This window comes from Vibrio penaeicida (assembly GCF_019977755.1).
Taxonomy (GTDB): Bacteria; Pseudomonadota; Gammaproteobacteria; order Enterobacterales; family Vibrionaceae; genus Vibrio; species Vibrio penaeicida.
Genome location: NZ_AP025145.1, coordinates 486722 through 499340, shown reverse-complemented (window position 1 = coordinate 499340; position 12619 = coordinate 486722). Strand labels below are relative to the sequence as shown.

At 42.6% G+C, this 12619-nt stretch carries 13 protein-coding genes; 3 read left to right on the top strand and 10 right to left on the bottom strand.

The annotated features are described in order from the left end of the window. Nucleotides 1–62: 62 nt before the first annotated feature. Nucleotides 63–458, top strand: a complete 396-nt coding sequence (locus tag LDO37_RS20605) for a rhodanese-like domain-containing protein (protein WP_126608010.1) — start codon at nt 63–65, stop codon at nt 456–458. A 60-nt stretch (nt 459–518) separates the two neighbouring features. Here LDO37_RS20605 and dmpI read toward each other — a convergent pair whose 3' ends face one another. Next, on the bottom strand, nt 519–719 hold the full coding sequence (dmpI, locus tag LDO37_RS20600) for a 4-oxalocrotonate tautomerase DmpI (RefSeq protein ID WP_126608017.1): 201 nt from the start codon (nt 717–719) through the stop codon (nt 519–521). A gap of 353 nt (nt 720–1072) precedes the next feature. Here dmpI and LDO37_RS20595 point away from each other — a divergent pair, with 353 nt between their 5' ends. Further along, nucleotides 1073–1282 carry a cold-shock protein gene (locus LDO37_RS20595; RefSeq protein WP_126609397.1) on the top strand — a complete coding sequence of 70 codons (210 nt, stop codon included), beginning with the start codon at nt 1073–1075 and terminating at the stop codon, nt 1280–1282. A 118-nt stretch (nt 1283–1400) separates the two neighbouring features. Here LDO37_RS20595 and LDO37_RS20590 read toward each other — a convergent pair whose 3' ends face one another. Further along, nucleotides 1401–2246: a hypothetical protein gene (locus tag LDO37_RS20590; RefSeq protein WP_126609396.1), complete on the bottom strand. Its 846-nt coding sequence runs from the start codon at nt 2244–2246 to the stop codon at nt 1401–1403. A 327-nt stretch (nt 2247–2573) separates the two neighbouring features. Here LDO37_RS20590 and LDO37_RS20585 point away from each other — a divergent pair, with 327 nt between their 5' ends. Beyond that, on the top strand, nt 2574–3005 hold the full coding sequence (locus LDO37_RS20585) for a hypothetical protein (protein WP_126609395.1): 432 nt from the start codon (nt 2574–2576) through the stop codon (nt 3003–3005). A gap of 97 nt (nt 3006–3102) precedes the next feature. Here the strand turns inward: LDO37_RS20585 and LDO37_RS20580 are convergent, their stop codons facing one another. The 8 genes from LDO37_RS20580 to LDO37_RS20545 form a co-directional block, all read right to left on the bottom strand. After that, nucleotides 3103–3921, bottom strand: coding sequence for an alpha/beta fold hydrolase (locus tag LDO37_RS20580; protein ID WP_126609394.1), 819 nt, complete (start codon nt 3919–3921; stop codon nt 3103–3105). A 65-nt stretch (nt 3922–3986) separates the two neighbouring features. Then, nucleotides 3987–5444, bottom strand: coding sequence for a hypothetical protein (locus tag LDO37_RS20575; RefSeq protein WP_126609393.1), 1458 nt, complete (start codon nt 5442–5444; stop codon nt 3987–3989). Beyond that, on the bottom strand, nt 5441–6460 hold the full coding sequence (locus LDO37_RS20570; protein ID WP_126609392.1) for a glycosyl hydrolase family 8: 1020 nt from the start codon (nt 6458–6460) through the stop codon (nt 5441–5443). Before LDO37_RS20570 ends, LDO37_RS20575 begins: the two co-directional genes overlap by 4 nt. Next, on the bottom strand, nt 6457–8430 hold the full coding sequence (locus tag LDO37_RS20565) for a cellulose biosynthesis cyclic di-GMP-binding regulatory protein BcsB (protein WP_126609391.1): 1974 nt from the start codon (nt 8428–8430) through the stop codon (nt 6457–6459). Before LDO37_RS20565 ends, LDO37_RS20570 begins: the two co-directional genes overlap by 4 nt. Continuing rightward, nucleotides 8423–10657, bottom strand: a complete 2235-nt coding sequence (bcsA, locus tag LDO37_RS20560; RefSeq protein WP_126609390.1) for a UDP-forming cellulose synthase catalytic subunit — start codon at nt 10655–10657, stop codon at nt 8423–8425. Before bcsA ends, LDO37_RS20565 begins: the two co-directional genes overlap by 8 nt. Before the next feature lies 1 nt (nt 10658). Beyond that, the gene (locus LDO37_RS20555; RefSeq protein ID WP_126609389.1) at nt 10659–11201 is read right to left on the bottom strand and encodes a hypothetical protein; all 543 of its coding nucleotides are present in this window, start codon (nt 11199–11201) and stop codon (nt 10659–10661) included. Nucleotides 11202–11551: 350 nt separating this feature from the next. Next, nucleotides 11552–11914: an MmcQ/YjbR family DNA-binding protein gene (locus tag LDO37_RS20550; RefSeq protein WP_126609388.1), complete on the bottom strand. Its 363-nt coding sequence runs from the start codon at nt 11912–11914 to the stop codon at nt 11552–11554. Between the two features lie 50 nt (nt 11915–11964). Then, entirely contained in the window at nt 11965–12498 is a 534-nt protein-coding gene (locus tag LDO37_RS20545) for a DUF6817 domain-containing protein (RefSeq protein ID WP_126609387.1), read from the bottom strand. Nucleotides 12499–12619 lie beyond the last annotated feature (121 nt).

The window sequence follows — 12619 nt, the reverse complement described above, 5'->3', positions numbered from 1 at the left end:
AACACACAATGGTTACAACCTAAAACACACCGAACATGACAATCCAAGAAAAGGAGAGACTGATGTCATCAATCGTTGCAAGAATACCCGCGGCATGTAGCCAAGAAGCTCTAGCACATTTCGAGTTATTGCTAAGGTTCGAAACAGACTGTTGGGATGTTCACCATGCCATGACCAATAATCGACAAGACTTTGTGTTACTTGATGTTCGTGGCGAATCGGTTTTCGAAACCGGTTATATAGACGGCGCGGTCAATTTGCCCCATTCACGTATCAATCCAAAAACTTTAGCGGATTACCCGGAAGACACTTTATTCGTGGTGTATTGCGCCGGACCGCATTGCAACGCGACGGAAAAGGCAGCAATTCGGCTGGCTAAATTGGGAAGACCCGTAAAGAAAATGATTGGAGGTGTAACGGGATGGGCGGATGAAGGGTTCACTCTGGTTACGAAATAACGCAGTAAACTCACGATAAGGGTACATAAGTACCCTTTTTGTTTTTTTTTGCAGACAGGTTTACTTCCCAAGCTCTTGCTTAAGCTGTTTAACGGATTTCCCACCGACTGCAACGTTAGTATCCGGCCACTCTCGAATCGCCACCAAGAATAGCTCTTTTGGAATACCGGTTACTTCGACAGACACATCTGTGAGTTTCTGGATCAACTCTTCTTTAACTTCTTCAGAAAGTTGACCAGCTTCAAATGCAATAAAGGGCATCATTAACTCCTTTTTAAGTGATTTCCCAGAGGCTCTGAGTATTCATCAACACTATCAACCTGCCAAATTAACCACAACATATATATGGGTTAAAACATTTCAACTTTAGCACGTTCTCATATTCGCGATTCGAACCTTCTGGTTACACTTCATCTACACTCATTCCAAAAAAGAATGTTTCTTGTGTAAAGACAATTGCCTTTCTTGAATCAAATAAATATAAAGAAAAATATCACTAAGATATTTCAACTATTAATGCGCGTTAATGTGATTTTGTCCCTTGCTACCTTTATTTTTTATGGTAGCTTCCTATGCAATCACGTATTAAATAATCTTTAAACTAGGAAAACATCATGTCAGAAAAAGTAGTGGGTAGCGTAAAATGGTTCAACGAATCTAAAGGCTTTGGTTTTATTCAGCAAGAAAATGGACCAGACGTTTTTGCGCACTTTTCAGCAATTACAGGAGACGGCTTCCGTACCTTGGTAGAAGGTCAGAAAGTAGAATTTAAAGTCACTCAAGGTAATAAAGGACCTCAAGCGGAAGATATTTCTGTTCTTTAATTCCTTTGAGTAATGTTTAGTTTATAAAAATAGCCAGATGATTCTGGCTATTTTTTTATGCCCAAAGCGTCTCTCTTTTATCGATATCGTTTGGATAGACGCATTATTATTACTTTCGTTATTGCTTTTTTGTTATTGTATTTTCGAGTATTGAAAACAATCTATTCACATCCACACCCAAGTCTTTTAACTTAATTGGCTTTCTTAAATGTCTACAAGTCAATTGAACATAAGGAATGCGGTTACTATTTTCTAGCCCGTCGATCATTTGAAGACCAATCACTTCATCAAACCCAACATGGGTATAGCGCAATCGATAACGCACCGACAACGCATTTTTCCTAATCACTAAATCGGTAGGCGTATTAAGATATTCGTGCACGATCAGTACAACAACAAAACCAGTTCCCACTATCAAAAACCAATTCTGCCCTGTCCAAAACGCGACCAAAGGCAAGAAAGGAAACAAGATAACCCCTATCAAATGAGAAACACGAATCAGCGTACTTTTCCTAAATTCGGACTGATCTTTCGCCGTTAGGTGTGAGTTTATCTTGTCACACAGCGCATACCTTAAAATTTCAAAATCTGTGAGTTTATAATCGATACTAATCAGCTTACGACCTTCTTGATCCAGTAAATCTAATCGCTGTAAAAACAAACGTTCTTTGATACGGCATACACGATCAAATAACACTTTTCCGTTTACTTCGCCTTCATGTTGATACCAAACACCATCATTGCTTAACTCAATCGCTTTATTTGGTAGGTTACGTGCCAAATGTGCCGACACAACTGCAAGTAACAGAAACGGTATTGAAGCCAGAATACCCAATACATCGATACCCTCTGCATCGTACTGAGTGAGGTACAAAAAAACGCTCCCCATCAATGCAAATACAACAACACAGATTCTGGCGGCTTTTTGCCATTCCTTGCTATAACGAAAAACTTGGTTAGTCATAAATCCCTTTTAATGATTTCACGTTCTATACAAACTGTGCTCATTGACCTGAAGATACTTGGGCAAGTAATTCTTTTTCTTCAATCAACGACTTTCTAGTCGCAAGAAGAATAGCATGATGAACGTGGGTTAATATCTTGAATAAACAGCCGTTTCACGGAAACAATAGAAGTGGCTCGCATTATTCTCATCCACTCACAATGTGATTTTCATTCCTATTTAACTTTAAATTGCCGGTTACTTTATAAAATAACCAGTCATTCAGAAATAATTTGAAAAGCCGCTCGGTCTGTATTCTCCGCATTCATATACTTGGAGAAATTTATCTTGAACATCTCACCTCAGCAGCAAAAACACCTCGCACTCGGCTTATTGGCTCTACGCGTTACCATTGCCCTTGTTTTCTTTGTGTGGGCATTCGACAAAATCCTCGCACCGGAACATTCCACTAAGGTATTTTCAGCTTTCTATGGCCTGGACGTATCCTCTGGTTTTTCTGTGATCATTGGCATTGTTCAGCTTGTATTTGTTGGCGCATTCTTACTCGGCATTCAACGTTCTAAGACATACCTGATTGCGCTGATTCTTCATAGCTTCTCGACTTTTTCATCTTTCATGAAATATCTGGACCCGCTAGGTAACTTGCTGTTCTTTACGGCTTGGCCAATGCTCGCCGCCTGCCTTGTACTTTACTTAATGCGAGATTTCGACAGTTATACCCTGGGTTACAAATCACCATCCAATTCAAAAGAAAGTTAACTCAATAGATAGCTAAATCAGCAGACAGTTAACTTGCTAAATTAAAACCTCCTCTCTGCTTAGCTGAGGGGAGGTTTTCCGCCCAATCAAAGAGCCTCTAACCCACAAAGAATTTTTGTATTTCTGCTACCAGCGCTTTCGGGTTTTCTTCAATGACTAAATGACCAGTATTAGGAATTGTGACCAATTTAGCGCCCTCAATCTTATTTTGAAGTTGGTAAGCTTGCTCGCAAGGTATCCATTGATCTTCTTGACCCCACAGAATAAGAGTGGGTGCACTTACCTCTGAAAACCTATCCTGAAAATCATCTGTATACTTTGAGTCCGCTTGCGCTATTTGACGGTAAAATGCGGGCTTGCCCAACTCTCCCATCCAAGGGGACAAAATGCCCTCTATCGTTTCTGCATCGAGTTCTTGATGAGCTGCGGTCTTTATATAAGCCTCAACAATTGCCGCATGAATAAAATCCGGGACACCAGAAAATGCGGCTTCGTGCTCCTCGATATGTTTGAAAAATGGCGACCCCCAAGGTGATAAGGCAACAGGATCGATCACTGCTATCTTTTTGTATTTTCGCTTATCTAAAATATGGTTTCTTAATACCGTTGTACCACCAAAATCATGCCCAACAATGTACGGAGTATCGATCTGCCAATGCTCAATTAACGCATCCAGCAATGAATTTTGTATTCCTAGAGAAACATCCGCTTCGCTTTTGTCTGACTCTCCATAGCCGAGAAGGTCAAAAAAGTGAACTTGATAATGGCGAGATAACTCGCTGATCAGGTGTCTTAAGTTAAAAGAAGACCAGGGCGTACCATGCACTATCACCAAAGGCTCCCCTTCACCTTCAATGCCATATTTAACTTGTCGCCCCTCAAATTCAAACGTATCGGGTAAAGTCCATTTGCACATTTCAAATCCTCATATTAAAGCCGCGTCCATTATACCCAAGCAGCCTCAATTTGCGGAACGTATACTCAATAATCAAGGTCGTGACACACTGACGCGTGTTCAGCAAAGCCACATTTTATGATCAAGTAGGAGCGTTGCATTTCCTCATTGTGGGGGAAGGCTTCGGCTAAAACCGTATATTCAGCGTACGCTTCTTCTTTACGTTGGCTGTTATAGAGCGCCCATGCTTTGATTTCGATGAGTTTTACATCTTTACCATAGTCTTGTTCGTACTGTTCGATACGAGCGAGAGTTTCTTCATAAGCTTCTGCTTGGAAGGCTGAGTAAACCCTTCTTACCGCAACCTTCTTATCTATTTCGGCGCGTTTTTCCACATCATTGATTTGCATGGCCAACGCGATGGCTTTATCTGAATACCCCATTTTTTCTAACGCTAATACATATCCATACTGAGTAAGATCTCTTTGTGGATCGTCCTTTGGCATCATGTCGAGCGCCTCTTCAAACGCGAGCGATGCCGACATCGGGCGTTGAAGTTCATAAAGCTTCCAGCCCTTCATCACATAATCTTGGGCAGTTAGATTGGGTTTGTTATTCAGGCTTTCCAAACATTTCGCGGCAGATTCCTCACATTCCAGATCTTCTTTAGCGCCAGTTCCGATATCCATTTCTGCGATGGATGGGTACTTTTCCGACCAAACCTGATGCTCCATATGCAAACGTTCTAGATCTTCCATCGCCTGCAAACTGAGTAATTTGCCTTCAATGCGCTTTTCGTTCGGTCCCCCCCAATTGATTGCGCTTTCAAACCAACCAAGTGCAACATCTGGTTGCTCCGACTCCATGTATTTCCAAGCGATAACTTCAGCGGTTTTCGCATCTTTTCTCGATTTAGCAGATCGCCCAATACTCTCTAATTGGTTATCAGAAATATTCGTTGATTCTAGCTGGCTCAATCGATTGTCGTATTCTAATTGCGCGGCAAACTTTCTATCGTAGCCCGCTGATGTTTTATATCTCGCGAGAATATCGCTGCCTGCACTTGACGGTGTCCAGCTCAACAACTTTTGCGTCGTACTCAACTCTTGCCCTTTGCAGTTGTCGAGAATCGACTGATATTTAGCCTGTGCATTCGAGCCATAGCCCGTCATGGTTTCATTTTTTAAATCTAGCCATAGCCATTGGATGCGATCGCATGTTCGCCACTGGGGGTACTTTTCGAGGAGCGCTATAGCGGTTGTCAGTCTGCGATTTTTCAAGTGCCGATTTAATTCGTATAGCGATTCTTGATAGTTAAGCTCTGTTTTTAACCCTGAAGAAATGCTCAGACCTTCTGTTGCTTTTTGGGTCGCCCTCCACCCTTTTTTCTTCAACATATTCCAATAAATCGTGTCATCAAACCCTGTTTGGGCTTTTGTGGTGACTTCGACTTGAATACGGTCATCAAAAACCGTTATTTCATGATGATCTTGAGCCTGTGCTGTCAACGCAGTTAGCGCTACCAATAAGATGTATCTGTTCATTGGCAAATCCTTTCGTTATAAGCGATATGGGACAACAGCACCAAGCTGTCGGAGTAATAGTCTTTTCCTTTGGGGTACACTTTTATGCCTTGTCCTTTTTTCCGTGAAGCGCGGGAGAGTCGAACAAGTTGAGCAATTGCGATGGCACCATCAGGTGGTGGGTAACTGGCCGACTCACCGGAACGAACATTCACCCACGCCGTGTTCTGATTAAGCCAGCTAGTGTAGTGCGTATTCAGTTGGTGTGATTGCCCACCCCAAATAACGTAAAGCGGAATGCGATAACTCGAGTAACTGAAACGTGATTCAAAGCCAGAGGCCGGTTTCCAGCCACCATTTTTGTATTCCAGCCAATCCGATGTCAGCTTTTCACGCCCGTAAAGGTTTTGATTAAGAATCGATAATCCGCTATTGGATAATTTCGACCATTGGCGGCTGTATTGATTGAAATCCTGTAACGCCGGATACACCCAATACGCAGGGTTAACGACCGTACGATCATCAAAACTAAATCCATACGCTCCGGGGAGTAATACGCTCTGCTGGTTCACCGTTTTTATATGGGATTTTTGCAGTTCATTAACGATTTGTTTCGCACTAGAACCATACCCTTGACCTGACCATTGCTTCTGAGCTCGTTGCAGTGCCCATGCAATCAGCACATCGCCATCACTGGCATTGTTTCTGTCGGGGATATGCGGCTTTTTCGGCTGCCATTTCCAAGAAAACAAGCCGTCTTCTTTTCGTTGTAGGTTTTTTTTGGTCCAATGCCACATACGGTCGAACGTCGCTTTGTCACCAAAATATTCAGCGATAAGCATTCCGTACCCCTGCCCTTCACTGTGTGATATGCCTTGATTGCCCACGTCCACAACACGCCCATCTTGGTTAACAAAGCTGTTCTTGAACGTATGCCACATGCCAATATCACTTTCGCACATGGCAAGCGCCATAGCATTGGTGCTTACCACTAAGCTCGTCGCTGCAACTACTAAGAAACCGGTTTTCTTTTTCATTTTCGCGCTTCCAAAAAACGAGATACAAATGCCGACATCCACCAAATAATGATGAGAGCAATAACGGACAGTGCTGCGGGGTACCCAATAAAAGCAGCTTTAAAAAACTGCGATGAATTACTCGAAAATTCTTTTTCACTTAATACACCCTTCGGAGGGGCACTGGATTCACTGCGTAGAAAGTCATCAAACTTTTCTGGCGAGCTTTCCGTTAACTGAAGTCGATACCAACCTTTGTCATTGGTGTGTCTTACATAAGCCAACTCATGAGCATTTAACGATTGCCCAAAATCATCCGTTTCGCTTTCTGAGTGCGCAATAAAATCGAACAGAGTATGTTTGAGTTCCTCCCACTTAGAGTCGCTCTCGGTTTGCTCAAAAACAAAGTTTTCTTCGTTCGTTTCATTCAGCTTTATATGGAGTTGGCGCTTTTGTTGCGCTTCGCTCGTCACCAATAACCCGGGCATGGCTTTGTGTGTGCGATGCGATACATGGCTGAGCAATCTCCAAAGTTTTGTAAGCTGCTCTGGGTTGCCTGGATCCAATGTTATCTGAGCCTGCTTACCGCAATCGTCGGTTATGGCGAGAAAATCCGTAGGAGAAACACTATGACCTTCTGTAGGAATAAATTTAACCCAAGAGCTTAAATGAAGATTCGAGTTGTCCGACATGTACACTTTAAATCGCCGCTGTTGATTGCGAATATCGACGGGCCCATAAACTTGAACACTTATGTGATTGATTCCGGGTCTAAAGTCTTTCATGGGGATGTTGATTCTATAGTGCTGATTGTCCCGCCAATAACTGGAACGCAAAGGCAAACTGTTCGCATATTTCCCGTTTACACGCAATATCATAGAGCCTTCACCAGGTGACACGCGGGAATGCTGTAACAATAGATTTAGCTTGGCATTGTCTTCACTACTGAACATTATATTGCTCGGCATGATAAGCGATAAGGCGAGAGGCGAATCGGTTAGTTCGACCTGATCGGTAAACTCGGACACCAAGTATTTTTTTGCGCTTTTTAGTGACGTGTCTTTCATCGCATCATCGACTTTTATGACACTCGAAGCGCTATCGGGGAGCCGACGTAAGTTATTGGCAAAAACTTTAGACGCTCGTTTCACTTCCATTGGGCTATTCCCTGATATCACTAGAAGCCAATCAATACCTTTCGGGTTTTTCCCAGTTTTTAGGTACGGACCAGAAATGGCGTTATGCGTCTCTAAATCTATCCAACCCGAATTCAGCAAATTATCCCGTGTGCCATACACCACAGTAGGTTTTGTAGTCGAGAAGGAAGCTGAACGGGAAGTGATATAGTCAAACTTGTAGTCTTCAGAACCACTTTTAAGTGTCCAACCCTGCACCAAAGAAGCTGCAATACCCAAAGAGAGATCTTGATTGTCCTCCACCAAAGACACCATTTGAACAGGTAACCCATGCCCTTGCCCGCTTCGAATCATGTCGTTGTATGCAAGCAGCGTTTGATCTACTGTATTCGTGCTTTCGATGTAGGTTAGAGAATAGTTCGAGCTTTCCGCATTAATCACCGTTGTCAGCTCGGTTGCATCAACCACGTGTGAGGGGTCATTTGAAATATGTTGAATTCTTATATTCAAACTGGAGTCGCGTTTGGAGATCAGCTCGGGAGGAATGGTCACATCCAATTGCTGAAATTGAGAGCGCTGCTTGAGCTCGATATTGACCAAAGTGCGCTTACCGGTTGAAATCCAGAGCAACGATTTATCAACTGCATTATTATTAAATACCGCCAAAGAAAGATGGAGTTTTTCCACCTTTTGACCTTCAAGTATCGAAATAGGCAGGTTGATCATTTGTGTCTGACCACGTAAGACAATATCACCCTGATTTACAGTGGAATACGTTAAAGGTACGGTCACCTTTTTTTCTGCAACCGCATTCAATGAGATAACGAAACATAATAGGAAGAAGAATCTAGTCATTTTGAAATCCCTTTTTACCGCTCACTTTACTGCCGCGCGCTTTCGATGAATCCAGTTGCTGTTTAACCGACGTTGTCAGTACTCGAGTTAGGTTCTCACACACCAGTGAAAACAAGCTCAAGACTGACGAAAACAGCCCTTGATGCAGCCCTTCTTCGTAGCGTCTTCTGTCGTCCCAACGGCTACTTTGACCATACGTTTTAGCGTACTGAATCTGCATATCTTCCGCTAAGTTACTCTCCATCAAGCAGCAGACTTGTATGCCATGGTGCCCATTTTTAACGGCAACAACTCGCATGTTTAAATGCACTTGTTTGTAGAGTGTTTTGCCCGTACTGCATTTCCCGTTCTCGGTGAAATAAACCACATCAACGGTATCGCCACGATGAATATCATGATCCGGGTCTTGAAGAGTCAGTCTTGCTCCTTTGATCGAAACATCGTTCAAAGTCGCATTCAGGCTTCTTTCACCAACTTTGATTACCGCTTTTTCATTCACCAATAAACGAGGCTCACTGCGACGCTGTTGCTTTTCCAGCATCGCCCCCAAACACAGAATGATGAGTAAAAGGTTAAAAGTGTTGAACACGATAACCAAAATCAGCTGGCTTTGTTCGGTAGGGAATTGCATGTATCGATAAATTCCCCAAGCTTCTGCTGCTACCACCAGCCCAAAGATAAATGCCATGAACGGCGTCAGTTTTGAAAAGCAGACTTTACGGGTTGTTTCCCCTTTAGGGGTGACGACAAAACTGGGTTTCGTAGGATGAATTAGGGTCGATAAGGCAGGTAAGAAAAGGTATATCGACAAAGCGGTTTCGTACAACTCAGAAAAGAATGCGCGCCGAGTTTTACCAAACAATCGCTGGGTGATCATAATGCTTATGACTAAGTGAGGAACAACAAAAATCAAAAAGTCCGTCGCGTTACCCACAAATATTTGGAGGTCGAGTAACAAATACAGCAATGGCGAAATCAGGAACACAGTTCTAAAGATTGGGAAGAACCAATACACAGTCGAGTTTAAGTAACAAATTCTCTGTCCTAGGCTCAAACCACGTTTTAATAGAGGGTTGTTCAACAAAAATATTTGTATCATTCCCTGTGCCCACCGAGACCGCTGAGTCACATACGCACCAAATGTGTCTGGAGATAAGCCAGCAACCATAGCTCGGTTTAAGTAAGCGCTATCCCAACCTTTTGAATGAATGTTTAAGGCTGTGTCCGCATCTTCAGTGATGGTTCGAGTGGATATACCTCCAACTTCTTCCAATGCGACACGGCGGATAATCGCTGCGGATCCGCAAAAAAAGCAACCATTCCAAAAATCCATACCCACCAAGATTTTGTTGTAAAACATTTCATTTTCAGAAGGGACTTTGTCTTCAATACCAAGGTTTTTCTCTACTGGTCCCGGTGTGATAAAGAAATGAGGGGTTTGCACAAATCCTAAATTTGGTTCTTTTTGGAACATACCGACGGTGTTCATTAAAAAGTCGCGAGTCGGAACGTGATCGGCATCGAGAACCAATACTAAGTCGCCAGATGATTTACTTAACGCGTGGTTTATATTCCCTGCTTTTGCCAACTCATTTTTTTTGCGAGTCATGTAGGTTGCCCCCACTTCTACGCAAAAATCTTTTAGGGTGTTGGCGCGCTTTTTCGCGTAATGTGCGGCGTCTACATCTTCATCATTGAGTTTATTGTATGTCCCGCCATCATCCAGCACATACACCCGCACTTCTCCCGGGTATTCCATTCTGCTCGCAGCAAGGATCGTAGGCTCAACGACACTGATCGGTTCATTGTATGTTGGTATAAACACATCAATGGAGGGCAAAGCCACATCTGGATTTATAGGTACACGTTTACGTTCATAGGGTTTTACCGTTACAAACATGCCCATGACATACACCAAAATACCATAACATTCGGCACAGAATAGAAGCATGGCAAAGGGCAAATCAATTTGGCTTTCCCATGGAAGGGTTTCATGGAAGCGCCAATAAATATAACGGAAAGAAATAAATGCACCGATAATCAGAATAAACGTCGTCGCCCTAGTCGACATGTTTTTTGATAAAAGAAGAATTAAAATAAACGCGCTAGATGCCAACCAAATATGTGTGTCGGTCGAAATGTTCAAAGTGGCTAACATGAAAAGGCAGTAGATCGCACATAACACGAGCAAAACCTTAAACAGCAGCTTTGGAAGATTAGTTGTCATTCTAGAATCCCTCTAGCATTGGAGAACGTTGAAAGTCGCTTACCCACGATAGGTCTTGGTTTTTATCCTGTGTGCAGTAGTGGGTGAAAATGGAAATCCAGTAACCTTTCATTTTTATATTTTGGTGAGCTTGTATGCATTTACCGCCACTCTTGGTTTTGGTTGTCCACGATTGAAAGGGACCGATAGGGTTATACGCCAAATCCCCAGCTGACTCGGGAACCGAGAATGCAAATATTTCTGGGGGCTGCTTTAAAGGCGTATCACTGATGATTTGAACGATGACGTTTTCACCAGGAAGGAAGGTATCGTTATTAAGTAGTGCCCAGAACCATGTTTCTCGTGCTTTAAACTGGCGAAAGCTACGCTGGGTTTGGATATCACCAACTAAGATTGGAAGCTGGTAGTCTTCAATTTGATTGGGATCGTACGTTCTATTTTGCCCAAGTCCCGCCTGCTGGGTGGTTTTACAGCCCACTAATAAAAGAGAGCCTAATGAAAGAGCAATCAACCCCTTTACTATCGATACCGTTTTAAAGTCCATGTGCCCCTGCTCTTGTCTATCCAATCTTGGTAGGGATAGGTACAAGCAATATGTTTGCCATATGAGATCTATGCTTTTTTATTTTACATTTCAAATAGATATAAAAACCAAACAATCACTATCGCAAATAGAGATTAATTTTTGGTGGTATCGATTTAAGTTTCTCAATCTGACATTGAAAATGAAAAACAGCGTAAAGAAAGAGGCATTCAGCAGGTTCGAACAGTCCGTTTCGAATGTGTATTAGCAGCCGAGGTATTGGTCTAAATATATCAATAGCCTCAGCTCTAATTAAGGTCTGTTGCTTTCTATCTAAAGAGGAAGTTTACGTAGGAATGAGGTGGAGATCGCTACTGGTTTAAGCCCAATTCTTTTTGCTTGGCTTTGGTCAACCCCAGTGAAACAATTCGATAAGACTCTTTAATGTAGTAGATCAGCTCTTCATCTTTATCGCCAACGGTATCCGTTTGTTGAATCCACTTCATACCACGAGTCGCAAAGTACGGAGCAGGACGATAGCCATCATGGTCGCTTAAAAAATCAAAATTATTATTGGACGTTTTGAAGATATAAGCGGGTTGTTTGTTATCGCCCCAACCTCCTATCGCAAACACTTTGCCACCAACTTTCCACACATGAGAATCGCCCCATTGCACAACGTGAGTCGTTGCTACTAAGGAGCCACAGAATTGGTTAAACTCTTCGTATGTCATAAGCGAGCCTTCGTATGCGCAATATCTACCTTTGATTTAGTATCTATCTTTTATACGTTGGCGAGAGCGTTTTGATAAGCGCTTTTTGCGTTGAGTGAGAGGTACGGCTGCATTGTCTCAAATAGAGTAAACAGTTCTTTGCCATACTGTTTCTTAAATTCATCGCTTGCGTACACCAATTCAAGTTCATTCGCGACGGTTAACTCGCAAAACAGACGTAAAGTGCTTTTATCCAAGTCAAACGTTTTGCTAACAAATCGGTCTTTGAACCGAATAGGGTCTCTGCCATCAAATTGCGGAAATACACTATCCCTATCGCATGAGCAGTAGAGATAAACAAGTTCTTCTTCTGCAACTCCAATTACGTCTGCGATGTCATTGCGCTTGTCCAAAGACACCATGATTTCATCGAACCCTGCGGTTCCATATGCTGCATGAAACAGCCCTGCGGTTTGCAGTACTTCAGATGCACCCCACTCCTTAAGAATACGTTGCGTCCCTTCCAAATGAGCGATTAAAGAGCCATTTAAATGCTGAAAATCCCCTGCACCTAATGCTTTGAGTGCCTCAAACTTGTCCTTCATGTATCACTATTCCTTTCTTTAACTCGTTATGATACGAAATGACTAATCACCTTATTTCACTGAGTTTAATGAGTCCATCAATTTAACTTTCACCGATGAATCAAAAACCCTCCCAATAAAG